Raw genomic sequence first — 20,614 nt, 5'->3', positions numbered from 1 at the left:
ATGTCGTACGGGAGGAAGAGGGAGAGGAAAGGGCGCGACAGGGGCCAGGTGGCGCTGGAATATCTGGGGTTCCTGCCGATTCTGCTGCTCGTGGCGATGGCAGCCGTGCAGCTGGGGCTGATCGCGTACACAGCCCAGCAGGCCGGCACCGCGGCCCGCACCGGGGCACGCAGCGCCTCGCTCCGCGACGACTACGCGCAGGACTGCCGCAAGGCGGTCAGTGGCTTCCTGGCGGACGGCACCGACTGCCAGGCCGCGTTCGGCACGGACGACGTCACCGTCACGTCCACCGTCGACATCCCCTCGATCGTTCCCTTCTGGGACTTCGACGCCGCGCACAAGACAGCCACCATGCCGCTCGACCACTGAGCACTGCGAGGATCACCATGAGCCTGCGGGCACGCATCAACTCCCCCGAGGAGAACGGCAACAAGGGCGAGGACGGCCACATGGTCGCCTCGTACCGGGCCAAGCTCCTGGAGGAGATCGACCTCGCGGAGATGAGCGCGCTGGCCGCCGCCGAGCGCCGCGCCCGGCTCGAGCGCGTGCTCGGGCACATCATCAGCCGCGAGGGCCCGGTGCTGTCGACGGTCGAGCGCTCGCAGCTGATCCGCCGCGTGGTGGACGAGGCGCTGGGCCTCGGCATCCTCGAACCGCTCCTCGAGGACGCCTCCATCACCGAAATCATGGTCAACGGCCCCGACGCGATCTTCGTCGAGCGCGGCGGCCGCGTCGAGCAGCTCCCGCTCCGCTTCCCCTCCCACGACCAGCTGATGCAGACCATCGAGCGGATCGTCTCGACGGTCAACCGCCGTGTGGACGAGTCGAATCCGATGGTCGACGCGCGCCTGCCGTCCGGCGAGCGCGTGAACGTCATCATCCCGCCGCTGTCGCTGACCGGCGCCACGCTCACCATCCGCCGCTTCCCGCGCTCCTTCACACTCCAGGAGATGATCGGCTTCGGCTCGCTCGACGAGCACATGCTGTATCTGCTGGCGGGCCTGGTGCAGGCCAAGTTCAACGTCATCGTCTCCGGCGCCACCGGCACCGGAAAGACGACCCTCCTCAACGCCCTCTCCGGCCTGATCCCGGAGGGCGAGCGCATCATCACCATCGAGGACTCCGCCGAACTCCAGCTCCAGCAGGCGCATGTGATCCGCCTGGAGTCCCGCCCCCCGAACGTCGAGGGCAAGGGCCAGGTCACCATCCGCGACCTGGTCCGCAACTCGCTGCGTATGCGCCCCGACCGCATCGTCGTCGGTGAGGTCCGCGGCGGCGAGTCCCTCGACATGCTCCAGGCGATGTCGACGGGCCACGACGGCTCGCTGGCCACCGTGCACGCCAACAGTGCGGAGGACGCGCTGATGCGACTGAAGACCCTGGCGTCGATGTCCGAGGTCGAGATCCCCTTCGAGGCGCTGCACGACCAGATCAACAGCGCCATCGACGTGATCATCCAGCTCACGCGCTTCGCCGACGGCGCCCGCCGCATCACCGAGGTCGCCCTGCTCGACAGCCACGGCAGCGAGCCGTACCGGCTGGCGACGGTGGCCCGTTTCAACGCCCAGCCGATGGCCTCCGACGGCCGTATCTACGGCGCCTTCGAATACTTCCCGCTCCCACGCCGCACCGCCGACCGCCTCTACATGGCGAGCCAGCCCGTCCCCCAGGCCTTCGGCGTGGCCCAGTCCGCAGACCAACTCGCCACCAGAGAAGCCAGGTAGGCGGCCGGCAGCCAGTCGGCCGACACGCCACGTAGACCCAATCCAGGTAGGAACCCGTCCGATGGATCTGCAAACCCTCGTCACGCTCACCACCGGCATCACCCTGCTGACCTGCGTCCTGGCGGTCATGGGTCTGCACGCCTACGCCATGGGCAAGGCCCAGCGCCAGGAACTCGTCGACCGGCTCTCGGCCACCGGCCAGATCCCCATCGGCGGCAAGCGGCGCCGCTTCCGCAACCTGGACCGCCGGCTGCGCCGTACGAAGCTGGGCAAGAAGCTGGAACTCCGGCTGGCGGCGACCGGCCTGGACATCACGCCGGGCGAGTTCTTCGTCTACATGCTGGCGACGGTGGCGGGGCTGTGGCTGATCGGACAGGCGACCCTGGCCCCGTTCTTCGGCCCGCTGGCCGGAATGCTCGGCATCTGGGTGGCCCTGCAGTTCCTCAACTGGCAGCGCCAGAAGCGCATCGAGAAGTTCATCAACCAACTGCCCGAACTGGCCCGCATCCTGGCGAACGCGACCCAGGCGGGCCTGGCCCTGCGAACGGCCATCGGGATGGCGGCGGAGGAGCTGGAGGCACCGGCGGGCGAGGAACTGGGCAAGGTGGCCAACCAGTTGGCGGTCGGCGCGTCGATGGACGACGCGCTGGGCGAACTGGCGGACCGGCTGCCCTCACGCGAGCTGGTCGTCCTCGTGACGACCCTGGTGCTGTCCAACCGCGCGGGCGGGCAGGTGGTCAGCGCCCTGCGCAACCTCACCGAGACGCTGGAGGAGCGCAAGGAGACCCGGCGCGAGGTCCGCACCCAGCTCTCCCAGGTCAACATGACGTCGTACGCCGTTCCCGTCCTGGGCGTGGGGTCGCTGTTCCTGATGAACGGGGTCAAGGACGGCGCCCTGGACCGGATGACCGGCTCCCCGCTCGGACAGGGCGCGGTGATCATCGCCTTCTCGCTCTACGCGGTCGGCTTCATCCTCATCCGCCGTATGTCCCGTATCGACGTCTGAGACGTCCGAGAAGCCTGGAGGGAGGACGACCGTGGGACTTCTGCTGGCACTGGTGATGGGCCTCAGCATCTGGGGCATCTTCGCGGGCATCCGCATGTACCGCGCGGACGCGCGACTGCCCGGCGACCTCGCGCTGGCCCTGGAGGTCGGATCCACCCGCACCGGCGCGGTCGACTCGCTCGTCGACCGCCTCGGCATGCGGTACGCCCCGACCGTCCTGCGGCTGATGGGCCCCAGGATGGTGGCCAGGTACCGCCGCAAGATCGACCTCGCGGGCAACCCGGGAGGCCTGACCATCGACCGCTACGCTGCCCGCCGCGCGGTCTACGGCTTCCTCGGCGGCGTCGGCGGCCTGGTGTTCCTGATGAAGGGCAACCTCATCGTGGCCGTCATCCTGTTCGCCTTCGGCGCGTTCTGGACCGAGGTCGGCATCTGGGCGGCGATCCGCGTCCGCAAGGACGTCATCGAGCGCACGCTGCCGGACTTCCTGGACGTGCTCGCGGTCGTGGTCAGCGCGGGCCTGGGCTTCCGACAGGCGCTGGACCGGGTGGCGTCGAAGTACGAGGGCCCGTGGGCGGACGAACTCCGCATCACCCTGCGCCAGATGGACCTCGGCATGAGCCGCCGCCAGGCCTTCGCCGAACTGCGCCGCCGCAACGACTCCGAGCAGGTCGCGATGTTCGTCACCGCGCTGCAGCAGGGCGAGGAGCTCGGCGCGCCGATCGTGGACACCCTGGTGTCCCTGGCGAAGGACATGCGCCGCACGGACGCGCAGAACGCCCGCCGCAAGGCGGCCCGCGCGGTGCCCAAGGCCACGATGATGATCACCACCTTCATGGTCCCGGCCACCATGATCCTCCTCGGCGCCGGCCTGATCCTCGGCTCCGGCACCGACTTCGGCTCCCTCACGGGCAAGTAGGACGGGGTGACGACGGACATGGCGACGACGAGCGAACGCACGGGCCTGCTGCGGCGGCGCCCGAAGACCCCGGAGATCACCACCCCACCCGCGGGCACGGTCCTCCCGGCCCACGTCCGCACCGGCGCCCCCGACATCCCGGTGACGTCGGTGACCCCCGCACTGCCGCCGGGCTGGGAACCGGCGGGGGTCCGGCTGACGGGGATGCCGGCGCAGCCGGATCCGAGGGGGGCGGGTCAGGCGGCGGCCGACGCTGCCGTAGCCGAGGGATCGCCGGGAGCCGCCGATGGTGCTGGTCACCCACAAGGGCCACCCGCACCGGACGACGAAAGCAGCACGGGTGGCGCGGGCGTGAACACCGGCCCGGCCGAAGGCCGGGTGCCCACCCGGCAACCCGCACCCGCACCCGCAGCGGAACCCGGCGCCGCAGCGATCCCCATCCAGGTCAACGCCCTCCAGGCCATGTGCCGCCAGGTATTCGGCTTCCGCCTGGCCATGATCGCCCTCGCCGCCCCCGCCGCCCTCCTCAACGCCTCCCCGGGCCTGGCCACCCGCCTCGTGGGCGCAGCGGTCGTCGTCACCTTCATGGGGTCCTACGTCCTCTTCCGGGACTGGGAACGGTTCGGCCCCCTCCTCCTGCGCCACCCCACGCTCCTCGCGGTGGACACCCTCTTCGGCTCCCTGCTCCTCATCTCCGCGGGCCCGGACACCACCCTGGCCTACGTCAGCGTCTGCACCCCGCTCCTGGCCGGCATCGTCTACGGCTGGCGCGGCGCCGCGGTGTTCGCCTCCCTCCAGTCCGTGATCCTCGTCCTGGTCTACGCGACCACGAAGGATCTGCACGCGGCCCCGGCGGAGTCCCTTCTCCTGCCCGGCCTCTGCGTGATCGCGGGCGCGGTCGGCTCGGCACTGCGCAACCTCATGCTCCGCTTCGGCGCCGCGACGCAGGCTCTCACCACCGTCCAGGCCCGCCTCGCGGTCACGGAGGCGGTCAGCGCCGAACGGGCGCGCCTGGCCCGCGAGATGCACGACTCGGTGGCCAAGACCCTGCACGGCGTGGCGCTCGCCGCGGACGGCCTCGCCGGATCCGCGGGCGCCCCTCACATGGACGCGAAACTCGTCAAGCAGCAGGCCGAACTGGTCGCCCGCTCGGCCCGCAGGGCGGCGGCCGAGTCCCGCGAACTCCTGGCCGACCTGCGCCGCGAGTCCGACCCGCAGCACGCCACCGACGTACTCGTCGAACTGGCCGCCCGTACAAGGGATTTCAGCACGCGCACCCGGCTCGCGGCGGTATACCGCCCCACCGGCGAGCACGCGGTGCCACCCGTGCCACCGGCCGTGGCCCGCCAGCTTCTGACGATCGCCACGGAAGCGATGGAGAACGCCCACCGCCACGCGAGCCCGACCCGCGTCGACGTCAGCGCGGGCGTCCACGGCGACCTGCTCCGCATCAGCGTCTACGACGACGGCCGCGGCCTGCCCTCCGGCACCACCCTCGAACAGCTGCGCCGTGCGGGCCACTTCGGCCTGGTCGGCATGGTCGAGCGGGCCGCGTCGGTCGGCGCCCGCATCCGTATCGGCCGGGGCGGCCACCCCAAGGGCACGGAGGTCCGCCTGGAACTCCCGCTCGCGGCCCTGACGGCGGCGCCGTCGCCCTCACCCGCATGAGTACGCCGTATCCGTCCCCCCACGAACCCTTTCAGAAGAGAGGAGGCCACCTCCCCATGCCGGACCCGACGAGTCCCCACCCCGGCTCCCAGGAGCCGCCGCCCAAGAGCCCGTTCGAGGCGTTCCCCCCACCCGCACCGCTCAAGGTCGTGGTGGCGGACGACAACCCGGTGGTCCGCGCGGGCCTGACGGCGCTGCTCTCCGGCCGCTCCGACATCACGGTCGTGGCGGAGGCGGCGGACGGCCGCCAGGCCTACGAGGCCGCACTCCAGCAACGCCCCGACGTCGTCCTCCTGGACGTCCGCATGCCGGGCGTGGACGGCATCTCGGCCCTTCCGTACCTCGTGCACATCGCCCCGGTCGTGATGCTCACTTACAGCAGGGAGTCGGAGATCGTCCAGGAGGCCCTGCGCCGAGGCGCGGGCGGCTACCTGGTGCACGGCGAGTTCACGGCCGACCAACTGGTCGCGGCCGTACGGGACATCAAGGAGGGCAGGGCCCACTTCACCCCGACGGCGGCGGGCGCGCTGCTGGCACAGCTGCGCCAGGGCCAGAACCCCGCCGGGGGCGTACCCCTGCCCGAGGGCCTGGGCCAGGTGGATGCGACTGCATACGAAACCGCATCCTCAAGAAACGCCTACTCCTACGCCGAAGTCCCGTCACCACCAGGCCATTTCGACACCCACCGGCCACCTGTTCCCGATGTTTCTGCGGAAAACCTTTCGCAAATGCAACCGGATGTGGGACAGTCGTCGTCTGGATGGTCGGGTGGCCGCCCGGCCGCTCCGGACAGGTCACGGTTCCAACTGAGCACGAGGGAGGCGGAGATCATGGACCACATCGCGTCCGGCATGAACAACCAGCAGATCGCCGCCACCTGCTTCATCAGCGAGAAGACGGTCAAGAACCACATCAACCGCATCTTCGCCAAACTCCACAGCACCAGCCGCTCGGAGGCCGCCGCCAAGTGGCTCGGCACGGCACCCGGGTCGGGCCGAGGGTTGGGGTGAGCTGGGGTGAAGACACGGGGGATCGTGCAGCAGGACCCGCAGGCCCACGCCGTGGGCACGCAGTCCCAAAGCAGCGACTGGGCCTCTCTTTGGGCCCTTGATTGGGCCCTGGGACCCTCTGGCGGGCGGGGTGTCCCGCCGTACGTTTCTCGTGTCGAAAGCGGCACCGGCAAGGAGGAAGCCGGTTACGCGAACGGCACAGAGACGCAGGAGTCGGCCGGTCGACGGCCGGCCGAACCCGGAGGGGAACACCATGAGCGACCTGATGCTGAAGACCGCCGTTGCGACCAAGGTCCGTGTGAACGGCTGGAAGAACACGACGGTCGAGGCAGTGCAGCGCCGCGCCGGCGACAAGGGCCAGACCGCGGTCGAGTACCTGGGCATCATCGCGGTGGTCGTGGCGATCGTGCTGGCGATCACGGGCACCAACCTCGGTCAGACGATTCTCGGCAAGATTCAGGCGCAGATCGCCAAGGTCGCTCCTTGATGCGACCTCGCCGGTACGGCGATGCAGGGCAGGCCTTCCCCATCTACATCACGGTGGTGGGAGGCCTGCTCTTCCTTGCGTTCGCCTACTTCGCGGTCGGCCAGGCCGCGGCGAATCGGAACGGTGCCCAGACGGCCGCCGACGCGGCGGCACTCGCGGCGGCTCAGGAGACCAGGGACGACCTTGCCGGGTTGTGGTCGGAGAACGTACTCGACCCGAACAAGTGGAACGGCATCCTCACCGGCGAGCAGGCCGTGCTCAACGGCTGCGGGCGCGCGGACCAGCTCGCGTCGCAGAACGACGCGCAGGTGGACGTGCCCGGTGGGGGCTGCAGCCCGAACCTGCTGTCCTTGAGCTACACGGTCCATGTGAAGGCCGACAAGCCTGTCGGGGAGTCCATAGTCCCCGGCACGGAGAACCGGTACTCGCACGCGCACGCCACTGCCGTGATCGAACCGCTCTGCACGTTCAGGCCTCTGCCGGCGGACGCCGGGCCCGACGTGCTGCCACGGCTCACCTGCGACAACGGCAAGTTCTGGGACCTGGACCCGAAGCACCTCACCGATCTGCCCGGACCCGAAGACCTCTTCGACGTCCATCTGGCCGACGACTGACAGGCGAACGACGAGTGGAGAAGGAAACAGAGTCATGAGCATTCGGTTCACTACGAAGGCCCGTAGGGGACTGGTCGCGCTGACCGTTGCGGCCGGACTGGCGATCGGGGTGGCCGGCTGCGGCGGGGGAGGTGACGACAACAAGCCCGACACATCGGCGTCCTCCTCCCAACAGGGTGGATCCAAGCCGAGTTCTCAGGAGGGCACGTCGGAGACACCTCTTGCCGAGCTGAAGGGCACGGACGGTCTCCTTCTCCAAATCACCTCCGCCAAAAGGGACTCGGGCGGGTTCGTCACCGTGAACGGGGTCGTGAAGAACGACGGCGCCAAGTCGGTCGTCATTCCGCCCCAGACCAGCGGGGACGAGACCGAAGTGATCGCGCACGGTCCTTCCCTGGGTGGCGCCACACTCGTCGACTCCCAGGGCAAGAAGCGCTACTACGTGCTGCGCGACACGGAGGGGCGCCCGCTGACCACGACCGGCCTCGGGAACCTCGAGGCGGGCCAGACGCTTCCGGTGTTCATGCAGTTCCCGGCGCCGCCGGCGAGCACGTCCGAGGTCGACCTGCAGGTACCGACGTTCTCCAGCGGCTCGATCAAGATCTCCGGGTGAGGCCGGCCATGAACCGTTCCTACACCCGCAAGGCGCCCCCGCGCCTCGCCCTGGCCCTCACGGCGGCCTCCGTCATGGTCGCCGCGAACCTCTACGGCGCCGTGACGGCCCACGCCAGCGAAAGCCCCAGTGCCCCGCCGGGCACCGAGGCCTCCGCCTCCGCGCCCGTCAAGGTCGATCCCAACGATCCGGACCTGAAGCTCCCCGAGGGCGCGACCCTCGCCGAGCCGAAAGTCCTCGACATCAAGTCCGTCGTGGAGGACCAGAGCGGCGACGAGCGTCGCGAAGACACCAACACCGACGTCACGTTCGCCCTTCAGGCCGAGGTCCTCTTCAGCAAGGACAGCGCGAAGCTGAGCGGCGAGGCGAAGTCCCGTATCGCGACGATCGCCGACGAGATCAAGAACCAGAAGGCGACCAAGGTCCGCGTCTTCGGCTTCACCGACAACCTCGGCTCCTCGGCCCACGGCGACGTCCTCTCCAGGCAACGCGCCAACGCCGTCCAGGACATCCTGGACCAGCAACTCAACGACCCGAACATCACCTTCGAGGTCCGCGGCTACGGCGAGCAGTACCCCATCGCCGACAACTCCACGGAGGCGGGCCGCAAGAAGAACCGGCGCGTGGAGGTCACGTTCCCGCGGAGCGAGAGCGGCAACTGAAACAGTCCGTACGACACACGGGAACGATTCGGGACCCGTCCCAAGCCGCCAAGGGCGAGGGGCGGGCCCCTCTTTGTTGTGCGGACAGTTGCCCTGGACCGCCTGAACTCGACGTTCGGCACACGCACGGCATTCATTGACTCAACTGAGCGGCTGAGAAGGCGATCGCACAGTCAGTGAAGCGCGCACAGGCAAACCAAGTTCGCTTCCCAGGACGGCTGATCGTGCTCCATCGCTGTGCCATCGGTCACCTGTTGCTGGCTGCCTGGTCACCCGGAGTGCATCACAACTACCTGAAGCTAGACCAAATCGCCAGTCGACTCATCGGCGCTTGACGAGATCTCGATTGGTGCCCAGATGTGCCCCACGACTACCGTTTGGTTCGCTTGAGTAACCCCCACATCAACCGGAGTCCACAGTGAACCGCCCCGCCCGGCTCACCATCGCCACGTTCACCGCGTCCGCGGCCCTTCTGCTCACCGCCTGCGGCTCGGGAGGGAGCGACGACTCGTCCTCGGACAAGATCAATGGGGCGGATACCGGAGCGAAGAGCAGCCCATCGGCTTCGGCCTCTGTGGCGTCCGATGTGAAGCGACCGGAGATCGCGCTGCCGTCGACCTTCACGATGACCTTCGAAGGGTGGACGAGTAGCGACCCGAAGCTGCAGGCGGTCCTCGATGACGGCAAGGAGGGGCTGCGGGCGACCCACGCCGCCATCATCGATGCCGACCCGAACGCAGGCCCCGTGACGTTCTACAACGAGGGCGCTGCTTTGGAGTCGGCCCGGTCGTGGGTGAAGGGCTATGTGAAAACGGACGACAGTCTGGTCGGCAAGGTCAGGGTCTTCGACTCTCAGGTGCGAGTGAACAGCCAGGGCTTGGGTGTTCTCTTCTACTGCGTGGACGAGGGGAAGGCGTTCACCAAGAACCGGAAGACGAACAAGCTGGCCGGCACCCCGAGGGGCACCAGCCCGTACCTCCAGTACCGCACCACTTTGGAGAAGACCTCTCAAGGGGTTTGGAAGACGCGGACGGTACAGACCGAGCGGGGGGCGTGCGGGCAGTGAGGGGAGCACGGCGGGGCCTGTGTCTGCTGGCCACCGCAATGGTCGCTCTCTTGGCATCCGGCACAGAGTCCTACGGCTACGGCGAGGGTCATGACAGGGCTCCTGGTCCGTCTGCCGGAACCCCTTCCGGTGGTGCTTCCGGCAGCACCTTGACCGCGTTGGCCACCGCATCCCGCATCAAGGTCACCCAGACCAAGGGCTCTTCTGGTACCTCCGCCAAGCCGCTGGCTCCAGTGGACCCCAACTGGAGTCCTCCGGCGTGCTGGTACGAGCCAGTGTCCACACCGCAGCAGCTCAAGGACGCCGTCGACCGCCTGAAGAAGAACCCCAACGGCCACCTCGTCCCCGTCACCCCCACGCTCAGCTGGGGGGAGCAGCTGATGGTGGACCACTACGAGAAGGGCACGGCGAAGAACGGCAGCGGAGCGGGCTACGAGAACTACAACCTCGGCAAGGACGGCATGTTCTGGCGAGGTGTCATCAACCCGAACAGGCGGAACGACATCGCTTCGGCCGACTGCGAGCGGACCATGTTCTGGCAGAACGCTCGCACTCTGCCCGACGACAAGCACGCCCCCACCCCTGATGTTCTCGCCGCCTACGCCTACAACAGGATCGACGTCCCGCAGACTCAGGTGGAGCTGAAGCCTGCCGTCAAGTCCACGGTGAACGCACCGACTTGGGTGTGGCTGGACGAGGCCGACTTCCAGGAGGTCAAGGTTCGTGCGGAACTGCCGGAAGCCGGTGTGTGGGCCGAGACCACGGCGAAGCCGATCGCCCTGCATGTGGGCCCGGGCACGAGCGACGCAGAAACCCACCCCTCATCCGGCGACTGCGTGATCAACGACGACGGCTCCATCGGCGCCCCCTACGCGAGCGGTGAGGCCGGCAAGACGCCGCCGTGCGGCATCACCTATCTGCGAGCGACCAATGGCCGGCCGTACAGGCTGAAGGCGTCCATCACATGGCAGATCTCGTGGGAGGGGTCCGGCGGCTCGAGGGGGGACTTGCCGGACGGCACCTTCGAGACCACTCAGGACATGGCTGTCCAGGAGATCCAGTCCGTCAATCGCTGAACGTGATACGGGCGTTCTGCTGCAGCCCGGGAACGGAACGCGGGGAGAGAGGAGCGTATATGGCGGAGCGACTGTCGGTCGATGGTGACGAACTCGCGCATTTCATGAAGCTGCTCAAGAAGTCGAGCACATCGCTCAACGGGCTGCGCAAGGCCCTGAGCGATGCGACCGTGACCGGGCTCGGAACTGACGATCTCGACTCCGCGTGCGAAGAGTTCCAGAAGGACTGGAAGTACGGCACCGAGCAGATCGGCGAGCAGACTGATGACCTTGCCGAGATCATCGGAAAGAGTAAGGACAGCTACCAAGAGGTGGACAAGGCGCTTGAGCAAGCACTGAAGAAGGCTGAGAAGGGTCATGCCGGGGGTTCGAAGTGACGTACACCCCCGGTATTGAGCAGACAGGCGCTGCTCCCGATGCCCGAGCCCATGCAGATCTCAGTAAGCCCCAGGGCCTGAAGTCTGCTCCAAGGATCCCCAACCCGGACTACCCTCACCTCGGCTTCAACCCGGTGCCGGGGGACACGGACGCCGTCCGCGACCTGCACAAGAAGCTTTCGACGTGTGCCAAGGTGCTGGAAGACACGCACAGCTTGGTGACCAAGCTGCTGGAGGGAAGCTATTGGAAAGGTGACGCGGCTGTCGCTTTTCGAGGGCAATTGGAAGACGGTCCACTGCCGCTGAACCTGAAGAATGCCGCACATTCCATCCGTAAGGCAGCTCGCCAGCTTGACCGTTGGAATGGCGAACTGGACGACTTCCAGCGCCGCGCCAGGGGCCTGGAGAGCGCCGCGAAGGATGCGCAGGCCGTTCTGGACTCCGCGAAGGGACGCCAGTCCACAGCCAAGAACGACCCTGATCTCGACAAAAAGGGATCTCGTCAAAGCGCCGCGCACAAATCACTGATCCATGCCAACACGGCCGTGGAGGAGGCGCAGGCCGACCTCGACAAGATCATCGGCAAGGCGAAGAAGCTGGCCGAGGAGCACGAGGAGAAGGCACACCACCGAGCCGACAAGATCCGCGACGCAACGGAGAAGTTGGCGCCGCACGAACCGGGCGTGTTCGACAAGGTCGTGGACTGGCTGGAAGACAACCTGCCCGACATCCTCAGCGCGTGTGCAGCGGTGCTCGGCGTCATCGCATTGTTGGGGCTCACCGCGATCGCTCCCTGGGCGCTGTTCTTGGCGGCCGGTCTACTGAGTGGAGCTGCCTTTGGCTTGCGGATCAGTGATCCGGAGGTCCGGGCGTCGTTGGCTGACGGTTTCCACGGCGAGCTCGACGCCGACTTCTGGAGTAACGCCCTAGGGGTTGCGGGCGACTTTCTTGGAACGCTGCCGGCATTGGGGGCGGTGGCTAAAGGTGCCATGAAAGCGCCGGAACTCATCACAGCTGCATCGCGGGCGACTGGTGAGGCTGATGAGGTATTGACCCTGGGGCAGAAGATTGCCAGGGTGGGCAAGACATTCGGAACTTCCCTCGGAACTTCCATCAAGACTCAGGCCGTCAACGCTGAAGGAGCCGTAAACATCTTGGCTCATGAAAAGGTGTTCGGAGGTCGATTGGGTCCCATTGTGGAAGCGGTCGACAAGCCGGCCACCATCCTGGGCGCTGGCACTGCGTTGTACGGTTTGGCGGGTAGTGTTTGGGACAGTCTGGACAATGACACCGCCTCCGTCATCACCAGTGGTCTGGATGGGCCAAGGACCGCAGCCGTGGACCTGCCTGCAACCCTTGGAGCCCTTCACTTCTTCGTTGTCGGGGCGAGGGCAGCGTCATGAGCGACGTTCCCTATGTCATCGACGCGTCGGCGCGTAGTCGCGACGCGGATATCTGGTTCGCGCTGCCCGCCGGCTTCGTGGCTCTTCCGCTCGTTGAACTGGCCGCGACGGCTAGCAGTCCAGAGGAGGCAGGGCCGGGGGCTGTCCTGGGTCCGCTGTTGGACGGGGTCCGCGACGCCGAGACTCGGCAACGACTGTTGACGGACTTCGCTCCCCTCCAGCGCATGGCTCAGGCGGCAGTGGCGAGCGGCAGCATTCACTGCTCACTTGGATTGCACTCGGACGATCAGGGTGACGGACGCCCGTTGCTTTCCGTCTTCAATCTTGCCTGGCGTGCGACCGCTTGGGCTCCACGCAGCGTCACCGCGGCCCGCGCAGCTGTGGGCAGTGGGGCCGATCAGATCGAGACTCTCGACCTTCCCTGTGGGCCAGCCTCAATCGTAGTAAATCACTTGAAAATATCCATTGAGGGACCCCTCGGTCAGCAGGAGTTGCTGCAGATTGCTGCGTATGTCCCGTGTCCGGATGGGATGCGGATCGCGATCCTGACGTTGGCCACCACGGGAGTCGAGCGCGCGGATCAATACCGTACGGTTCTTCGGGACATCGCCCGCTCGATCAGCTTCGACAACCCGCTTTCGGACGCACCAGATGAGGAATGACATGGCTGCCATCCGCCACTCCACGGCGTGGGACGACCCAGCTACGCGGCGCGCCTGGACGCAGTTGTTCGTATGCGCGCTTCTCGGGCAGCTCTTGTGGCCAGTGGCGTGGGTTGCGCTCCTCGCGTGGCACGTGAGTCTGCCTGTCTGGACGCTTTGGTTCTTCTTCCTCCCGTTGCTCTACTCGTTCTATCGAACCTTCCTCCAGCCCGCATACGTCACTTCGGCTCTTCGAACGCGCCGTCTCCTACGGGAGCACCCATGGCAGGTGTTCGACGCCCCCGAAAGCGGTATCGGTGAGATTCCCGGTGCCGGAATGGGAGACGTCTGGTTGAGCTTTCCCAATCCTGAGCAAGCGGGTGAGAAAGTGCCGGTGATCTTGCATGGCCATGTTCGGTCCGCATGGTGGAGGCGACGCCTTGGTCGAGGGTTCACCACCAAGAAGACTGCTCAAGCGAAGGAGATCTGGCTCGCGGGAGATCCTCGTTCCGCAGGTGTAATCGCGGTTCCGGGCCCGCAGCGTCTCTTCGTGATCTATCAGAATCTGAGTCGCAAGGCGGAATGACCCCTGAGAAGTGCTGAACTTGATTCGGTTATTTCGAGGCGGTTTGCTTGACAGTGGCCCGCGACTTATTCGTAGCTCCTGAGGGGTGAGGTGCGCGCAGGATGGTTGGCGCGGATCACGTTTCCCAGTTTACGTAGCCCCCATTGCCACGTCGTCGCAGAAGGTCTCCCAGACCCGTTGGGTGCGAGAGCGGTCTCGTCGATGGTGAAGCTGAGGTCGTTGATGACGTGATGAGTGGTTCGCTGACCCGATGATGGGGATCTGCACTATGTGACCAGTGGCCATGTCGACGGCGATGCGTCCGAACTGGCCACTCATAGCGATGGCAACCAGCCCCCGCTCACCGATTGCCGCGAAGCAGTGGAGCTCGCTCATCGGCCGGTACCCGTATCCGATCAGCCTGCCGGGGAAGCCGGTCGCTCGAAGATCGACAGCGATCTGGATGGGTGCCACGAGTGGGGCCTAAACAGGGATCGGGACGAACTCGGGCTTCGGCGACTGCGGTTGGGGCTGGCTCGCGAGAGGATCTCCTCTCGACGGCCTGCTTACCAACCGGCATAGGTCCCCGAGCCAAGCCGCTCAGGTCTGGCGATCGATCTCTACAACGCCCAATCCAGTCCGTAGCGAGTTTGACCCGGTGCGTGGACCAACCTGATTCGCATCTTGCCGTTGAACTCTGTGCTTTGAATCTCACTCGGCACAGACGGTTGGCCTCCTGACCGCGCCAAGGTCAAGGAACAGCTCTTTCAGCCCCTCTCCTGATTGGGTACCGATTTGGGTCCGCAGGCCCATGCTGCCCAAGCTGTCCGTCCCTACCGTCGGAGCCTGTCGTGCGTTGCTGGCGCGGGGTTGGCGTGACGTCGCCCGGAGGTGGGTGAACTCGGCTCTCCGCCGCGGGGGTTGAGGGGGCGGAGGCATGGCCGTAGGTGGGGGAGTCCCGGTGTTCGGGGTGGGTGGTGGGCGGCGGGCCGTCATGCCCAGCTCCCTGTCGTTCGCCCTCGTGCTCGTGCACGTGCTGTTCGCCGCGACGGTCTTCGGCGGAATCGGTCTGCTGCTCACCGCGGCCTCGGCCGACGCCCTCGACGGCGGAATGCTCGCGCTGCTCGTCTACGCGGCCGCACCCGGCACCCTCGGATGGTGGCTGGCCCGGCGGAGTCGGGAGGGCGGGGGCCGGGTCTGGGGCGGGCTGGTCGCCGTGCAGATCTGGCTGGTCCTCTCCTCGGTCGGCAACATTCTTCACGGCTCGCCCAAGGGGTTCGCCCAGCTCTTCCTGCCCGTCCTCGTCCTGTTGTTCCTGGCCCGGCCGGACAGCCGCGCCTGGTATCGGCTGCCCGGCCACGAGCGGCCCGAGCGGCGGCCGTTCTCCCTGGCGCGGATGATCCGCTGGCGTCGGGACGAGGGCCAGACCGCGGTCGAGTACGCCGGCCTGATCGCCGTCGTCGCCGCCATCGTCGTCGCCCTCCTGGTCAGCGGGCTCGGCACACAGATCTACGGCGGCATCCAGGCCCAGGTCTGCAAGGTCACCGGCACCGCGTGCCCCGCCCCTTCCGGCGACGGTACGGATGTCCGGGCCGGGAACGGCAACGCCGGCAGCCCTCAGCAAAAGAATCCCCAGCAAGGCGATGGCTCCCAGCAGAAGAACCCTGACAACCCTCAGCAAGAGGGCCGGCAACAGAACGGTCAGCAACAGAACGGCCAGAAGGGGAACGGGCAACAACAGAACGGCCGGCCGCAGGACCGGCAACCGTCCGCCGACTCCCACCCCACCGCCCCCACGGACGACACCGCCGTGGACGAGACGGACGACGACAAGGACGCCGCCGCCGACGGTGAACCCGGGTGGGAGGACGATCAGAAGGCTGCCGAGGACCAGGAGAAGAAGGACGACGACGGGGGGTGCTTCTCCGGGGTCGGGGCCTTCTTCGGATGTGCCGGGAACCAGGTCAAGCAGGTCGGCCAGGGGTTGTTCGTCGACGGGGTGTGGGGTGACGTCAAGGGGGTCTACGACATCGTCCGGCATCCCCTGGACACCCTGAAGGGCTTGAAGGACTACGGCAGTTCGATCGCCGACCAGTGGTCGCAGGACTCCAAGGACGCCGGCAGGAAGTGGTCCGAGGGGCACTACTGGGACGCCCTGACCGACTGGGGCGGCGCCACCGTGAACTCGGGCGGCAAGATCCTCGACGACATGTTCATCGGGGACGACGTCCGCGACCAGTGGTACAGCGGCAACAAGACCCGCGCCGTCACCACGGTCATCTGGAACGTCGGTTCCCTCTTCATCCCCGGCTACGGCGAGGCCAAGGTCGGCGAGAAGATCGGCAAGCTGGGCAAGCTCGGAAAGCTCGGCAGGCTGGGTAAGTTGGCCGAGAAGGCGGGCAAGGCGGCGGAGGACGCCAAGAAGGCCGCCAAGGTCGGCGACGCCGAGGCGGCGGAGAAGGCGGCGAAGGACGCCGACCGCGCGGCCGACGAGGCGGAGAAGAAGGCCCGGGAGACCGGCTGCACCATCTCCGCCCCCGGCCGCCGCATCCCCTACGCCTACGACCACGGCTCCGACCACGGCCACGGCCACGACCACGATCAGGACGGCACCGCCCCTGCCGACGGGACCACGTTCACCGGCTCCTCCGGCACCGGCACCACCGTCCTCGCCGCCGGCGGCTCCCCGTACGTCGTCCTCGCCGAAGGCGGCTGCGACGAGGACGCCAAGAAGGCGGCAGAGGAGGCGCGCAAGCAGGCCGACGCGGCCGCGGAGGCGGAGAAGGCGGCGCAGAAGGAGGCCGGCCGCAAGCTGGTCGCCAAGTGGAAGAAGCCGTCCTGGTACAAGGACCTGAAGAACCCGCGCGCGGGCTTCAAGGACGCGGGCGACGGCGCCTGGAAGGCCAAGAAGTCGGTGGCGTACTGGCCGACGCAGGAGCGCTGGATGCGCTACCAGGAACAGATCTCCAAGGTGAAGCGCGGCAAGGAGTACTCGGTCAAGGATCCGCAGACCGGCCGGGCCGTCGACTTCGACGGCTGGGACTCGGCACGGCAGACTTACGTCGAGGCGAAGTTCGGCTACGGCAAGCAGGTCGCGCCGGACGGCACCCTGGTCAAGAAGCAGGCCGACAAGTTCATCGAGCAGGCGCGGCGCCAGTTGCGGGCGGCGAACGGGAAGCCGGTCGAGTGGAACTTCTCCAACGAGAAGGCCGCCAAGGCCGCCCAGCGCGCCTTCCGCCAGGCCCGCGTGAACGTGGTCGTCAAATACACCCCCGTGCAGAAGTAGGACCCCGACACACAGACGCCGACACACAGACCCCGACACACAGTCGCCGGAACCCAGACCTAGCACCCCGATACACAGACGTAGGAGCGGAGTAGCCCGGATGCCGAACGAAGTGGTCGTGAACGTGGCCTGGGGCCCCCGTCCCGAGTCGCCGGAGGCGCTCGCCGCGCGCTGGCTCGAGACCTTGCGGCGGCTGACAGACCTGTCCCAGGGCGCCCTGGCCGAGTGGCGCTGGGAGGAGGACGCGGGCCCGGGAGCCCCGGTGCCGACGGACCCCGACGCCTTCGCCACGGACCTGCGGGACGCCAACACCCAGGACGACCTCGACATCCTCGGCTACACCGGCCACGTCGTCGCCACCCAGCAGGACGGCAGCCACGTACGGGCCCAGGTGATCGCCGGCGGAACGGACGAGTACACGCCCTTCACGGCGACCCTCGAACTCTTCCGCGCCCCGACGTCCCCCCGGTCACCGCTGTCGGACCACTACGCCGAGACGCTTGCCGTGCTCGGCGGAGTGTGGGACGCGGACTGCGGTCTCGTCTTCGACTGGGACCTGTCGGACGCCGTGCAGGAGTCCTACGGCCTGCAGAACACCGACCCGAGCGCCGGCTGGTCCGTCCACCTCTCCGCCGGCCGCGCCGCCCGCGTCCCCGCCGACTTCCCCGCCCGCCGCCTCCCGACGGACCACGGCGGACTGGTCCTCGACCTCGCGGACACCCCGGGCGCCACGCCCAGCACGGAGACGGTGCTCGCCGCGCAGAAGGCCCTCATGGAGTGCGGCGCCCTGGAGCCCCTGCCGCTCCCCGCCACCAGGCCGACGCTGTGAACGACGCCCCGAAGGCCACCCCGACGCCCACCCCGCCGCGCGCCCAGGATCAGTTCTCCACCTCCACATACGTCGCCGCGATCGCCGAGCACCTCGCCCGCCCCCTCCCCGAAGAGGGCTTCCACCTGCTGAGGCTGCACGAGAGCCGGGACTTCTCCTCCGCCGACCCGGACGACGACTGGGCCGAACTCATGCGTGTCAGCGAGGAGTTCCACGCGGAGCTCGAGGACCTCGCGACCGCCCTCGACGCCCGTTGGGGCCCGCACGGGCAACTGTCCATGGAGGACTACGCCTTCCTGGACCCCGACGACGAGGGCGATGAGGGCGATAAGGGCGGTGTGGGCGAGAGCGGCCTCCCGCCCCTCCTCCGCGAACTCGTCCGCCAGGGCTGGTTCGGTGACCTCCTCCACTGGCGCGCCGGCGACCGCGTCGTCGCCGCGAGCGTCGGCCACGAGGACAAGGAGGAACCGGTGGTCCTCTTCGCGGCCGTGACCGGCCCCGACGGCGGACTGCCGTAACCCTTCGGTCCTTTGGGCGTGGATTTGGGTCCACGGGCCCATCTCGGGCAGACCGCCTCTTCCTAACCTCGGCCGAGTAGCCAGTCGAGGGGGGGCGGTCATGGCGTCGATCGGGGGAGTGCCGGAGTCGGGGGCCGGGTGGCCGGGAGGACACGGCCGGCGCCGGCCCATGCCCACACCGCTCGCCTCCGCGCTGGTTCTCGTGCACGTCCTGTTCGGCATGACGATCGTCGGCGGCCTCGGTCTGCTGTTCACGGCGACGTCGGCCGGCGCACTCGGCGGCGGCGTCCTCGCGCTGCTCGTCTACGGGGCCGTACCCGGCACCCTGGGCTGGTGGCTGGCCCGGCGGAGCTGGGAGGGCGGGGTCGCGGTACGGCGCGGTCTGATCGCCGTACAGGTGTGGCTGATCCTGAGCGGCGCGGCCAACCTCGTCGCGGGATCGGCCCGCGGCGGAACGCAGCTCGTGCTGCCGATCCTCGTCCTGTGCTTCCTGCTGCGCCCGGAGAGCCGTCGCTGGTACGACGTTCCCGGACTGGAGCGCGCCGAGCGCCGCCCCTTCTCCCTGGCCCGCATGATCCGCTGGCGCCGGGACGACGGGCAGACCGCGGTCGAGTACGCCGGTCTGGTCGCCATCGTCGCCGCGATCGTCACGGCCCTGGTGGTCAGCGGGCTCGGGACCCAGATTTCCGGCGGCATCCAGGCGCAGGTCTGCAAGGTCACCGGCATGGCCTGCCCGGCCCCGTCGGGCGGCGGTACGGACGTCACGGCGGGGAACGGGAACGGGAAGGGCACCGCCGACCCCGGCCGCAAGACCGACGCCCCCGGAGCCCAGAACCCCGCCGACAATCCCGCCGACGATCCGGCAGGCAAGCAGGACGACAAGAAGCAGGACGACAAGAAGCAGGACGACAAGAAGGACGACAAGAAGGACGACAAGAAGGACGACGGCTGCTTCTCCGGCTTCGGCGCCTTCTTCGGCTGCGCCGGCAACCAGGTCAAGCAGGTCGGCCAGGGCCTCTTCGTCGACGGCGTCTGGGGCGACGTGACCGGGATCTACGACATGTTCCGGCACCCCCTCGACACGCTCAGCGGCCTCGGTGACTACGGCAAGCAGCTCGGCCACGACTGGGTGGAGAACTCCAAGGGCGCCGCCGACATGTGGTCCAAGGGCGACTACCTCGGCGCCCTCACCGACTGGGGCGGCGCGTCGCTGAAGACGGGCGGCACGGTCCTCTACGACATGTTCATCGGCAAGGACGTCGCCGACCAGTGGAACAGCGGCAACAAGACCCGCGCCGTCACCACCGTCGTCTGGAACATCGGCTCGCTCTTCATCCCGGGATACGACGCCGGAAAGGTCGTCGAGAAGATCGGCGTCCTCGGCAAGCTCGGCAAACTGGGCAAGCTCGCGGAGAAGGCCGGCAAGGCGGCCGAGGACGCCAAGAAGGCGGCCAAGGCCGGTGACGTGGCCGGCGCGGAGAGGGCGGCCAAGGAGGCCGACGACGCCGCGGAGGAGGCGGAGAAGAAGGCCAGGAAGTCCGGCTGCACCATCTCCGCCCCGAGCCGCCGCATCCCCTACGACGGCACCGCCCCGGCGGACGGCGGCACGTTCACCGGCTCCTCCGGCACCGGCACCACGGTCCTGGCCGCCGGCGGCTCCCCGTACGTCGTCCTCGCCGACGACGGCTGCGACGAGGACGCCAAGAAGGAGGCCGAGGAGGCGCGCAAGCAGGCCGACGAGGCCGACGGCGCGGCCGGCCGGATGACCAAGGAAGAGATCGAGGCGGCGAAGAAGCCGACCGTCCAGCAGGGCGACCCGAAGAAGTTCAAGGACCACTTCCTGCGCCACAAGAAGCTGGTCGAGGACGCGCTCGGCACGAAGTACAAGAAGCTCAAGGAGGACGGGCCGCGGTTCCTGCAGGACATCGAGGCCAACATCAAGAACGGCACGTTCAAGCTGGTCGGCAAGGGCACGCTGAAGAAGGGCGAGCCGGAGGGTCTCATCTACCGCGGCAACGGCGTGACCATCGTGCTGCGTGAGAACGGCGAGTTCTGGACCGCGCTGAAGTCCGGCGAGGGGCTGGACACCTCGATCGAAATCACCAAGAAGGCCGAGTGACCCGTGGTCCAATCGGACCGAGGCCGAGGGA

At 68.0% G+C, this 20,614-nt stretch carries 20 protein-coding genes; all 20 read left to right on the top strand.

All coding sequences use genetic code 11. The features are described from left to right. The 20 genes from ACFU97_RS04875 to ACFU97_RS04780 all read left to right on the top strand — a co-directional run bounded on the left by ACFU97_RS04875 (position 1) and on the right by ACFU97_RS04780 (position 20,583). On the top strand, positions 1–369 hold the full coding sequence (locus ACFU97_RS04875; protein WP_384250906.1) for a TadE/TadG family type IV pilus assembly protein: 369 nt from the start codon (positions 1–3) through the stop codon (positions 367–369). Positions 370–386: 17 nt separating this feature from the next. Beyond that, positions 387–1,724, top strand: a complete 1,338-nt coding sequence (locus ACFU97_RS04870; protein ID WP_384250904.1) for a CpaF family protein — start codon at positions 387–389, stop codon at positions 1,722–1,724. A gap of 61 nt (positions 1,725–1,785) precedes the next feature. Then, a complete protein-coding gene (locus tag ACFU97_RS04865; RefSeq protein ID WP_384250902.1) occupies positions 1,786–2,730 on the top strand; it encodes a type II secretion system F family protein in 945 nt (314 codons plus the stop codon). Between the two features lie 31 nt (positions 2,731–2,761). Then, positions 2,762–3,649 (top strand): DUF5936 domain-containing protein, encoded by an 888-nt coding sequence (locus ACFU97_RS04860; RefSeq protein ID WP_384250900.1) that lies wholly within the window; start codon positions 2,762–2,764, stop codon positions 3,647–3,649. A gap of 18 nt (positions 3,650–3,667) precedes the next feature. Continuing rightward, positions 3,668–5,317 (top strand): sensor histidine kinase, encoded by a 1,650-nt coding sequence (locus tag ACFU97_RS04855; protein WP_384250897.1) that lies wholly within the window; start codon positions 3,668–3,670, stop codon positions 5,315–5,317. A gap of 56 nt (positions 5,318–5,373) precedes the next feature. Continuing rightward, entirely contained in the window at positions 5,374–6,327 is a 954-nt protein-coding gene (locus tag ACFU97_RS04850) for a response regulator (RefSeq protein WP_384250894.1), read from the top strand. Between the two features lie 253 nt (positions 6,328–6,580). Next, the gene (locus ACFU97_RS04845) at positions 6,581–6,814 is read left to right on the top strand and encodes a hypothetical protein (RefSeq protein WP_384250892.1); all 234 of its coding nucleotides are present in this window, start codon (positions 6,581–6,583) and stop codon (positions 6,812–6,814) included. Next, a complete protein-coding gene (locus tag ACFU97_RS04840; RefSeq protein WP_384250890.1) occupies positions 6,814–7,428 on the top strand; it encodes a pilus assembly protein TadG-related protein in 615 nt (204 codons plus the stop codon). The genes ACFU97_RS04845 and ACFU97_RS04840 overlap by 1 nt, the downstream gene beginning before the upstream one ends. Positions 7,429–7,462: 34 nt before the next feature. Beyond that, on the top strand, positions 7,463–8,041 hold the full coding sequence (locus tag ACFU97_RS04835; protein ID WP_384250887.1) for a hypothetical protein: 579 nt from the start codon (positions 7,463–7,465) through the stop codon (positions 8,039–8,041). A gap of 8 nt (positions 8,042–8,049) precedes the next feature. Next, the gene (locus tag ACFU97_RS04830) at positions 8,050–8,703 is read left to right on the top strand and encodes an OmpA family protein (RefSeq protein ID WP_384250885.1); all 654 of its coding nucleotides are present in this window, start codon (positions 8,050–8,052) and stop codon (positions 8,701–8,703) included. A 418-nt stretch (positions 8,704–9,121) separates the two neighbouring features. Next, on the top strand, positions 9,122–9,769 hold the full coding sequence (locus ACFU97_RS04825; RefSeq protein WP_384250882.1) for a hypothetical protein: 648 nt from the start codon (positions 9,122–9,124) through the stop codon (positions 9,767–9,769). A 38-nt stretch (positions 9,770–9,807) separates the two neighbouring features. Further along, positions 9,808–10,845: a hypothetical protein gene (locus tag ACFU97_RS04820; protein ID WP_384250880.1), complete on the top strand. Its 1,038-nt coding sequence runs from the start codon at positions 9,808–9,810 to the stop codon at positions 10,843–10,845. A 59-nt stretch (positions 10,846–10,904) separates the two neighbouring features. Further along, on the top strand, positions 10,905–11,222 hold the full coding sequence (locus ACFU97_RS04815; RefSeq protein ID WP_384250877.1) for a type VII secretion target: 318 nt from the start codon (positions 10,905–10,907) through the stop codon (positions 11,220–11,222). Next, the gene (locus ACFU97_RS04810) at positions 11,219–12,625 is read left to right on the top strand and encodes a hypothetical protein (protein ID WP_384250874.1); all 1,407 of its coding nucleotides are present in this window, start codon (positions 11,219–11,221) and stop codon (positions 12,623–12,625) included. Before ACFU97_RS04815 ends, ACFU97_RS04810 begins: the two co-directional genes overlap by 4 nt. Continuing rightward, positions 12,622–13,287 carry a hypothetical protein gene (locus tag ACFU97_RS04805; protein WP_384250871.1) on the top strand — a complete coding sequence of 222 codons (666 nt, stop codon included), beginning with the start codon at positions 12,622–12,624 and terminating at the stop codon, positions 13,285–13,287. The genes ACFU97_RS04810 and ACFU97_RS04805 overlap by 4 nt, the downstream gene beginning before the upstream one ends. 1 nt (position 13,288) lies before the next feature. Next, positions 13,289–13,852, top strand: a complete 564-nt coding sequence (locus ACFU97_RS04800) for a hypothetical protein (protein ID WP_384250869.1) — start codon at positions 13,289–13,291, stop codon at positions 13,850–13,852. Positions 13,853–14,825: 973 nt separating this feature from the next. Then, positions 14,826–17,117 (top strand): Tox-REase-5 domain-containing protein, encoded by a 2,292-nt coding sequence (locus tag ACFU97_RS04795; RefSeq protein ID WP_384250867.1) that lies wholly within the window; start codon positions 14,826–14,828, stop codon positions 17,115–17,117. A gap of 100 nt (positions 17,118–17,217) precedes the next feature. Continuing rightward, positions 17,218–17,946, top strand: a complete 729-nt coding sequence (locus ACFU97_RS04790) for a hypothetical protein (RefSeq protein ID WP_384250865.1) — start codon at positions 17,218–17,220, stop codon at positions 17,944–17,946. Next, the gene (locus ACFU97_RS04785) at positions 17,943–18,464 is read left to right on the top strand and encodes a hypothetical protein (RefSeq protein WP_384250862.1); all 522 of its coding nucleotides are present in this window, start codon (positions 17,943–17,945) and stop codon (positions 18,462–18,464) included. Before ACFU97_RS04790 ends, ACFU97_RS04785 begins: the two co-directional genes overlap by 4 nt. Before the next feature lie 169 nt (positions 18,465–18,633). Beyond that, positions 18,634–20,583, top strand: coding sequence for a Flp family type IVb pilin (locus ACFU97_RS04780; RefSeq protein ID WP_384250860.1), 1,950 nt, complete (start codon positions 18,634–18,636; stop codon positions 20,581–20,583). The last annotated feature ends 31 nt before the right edge of the window (positions 20,584–20,614 follow it).

The sequence above is a fragment of the Streptomyces sp. NPDC057616 genome (assembly GCF_042800575.1).
Classification (GTDB): Bacteria; Actinomycetota; Actinomycetes; order Streptomycetales; family Streptomycetaceae; genus Streptomyces.
This window is presented reverse-complemented; position numbering and strand designations above follow the sequence as displayed.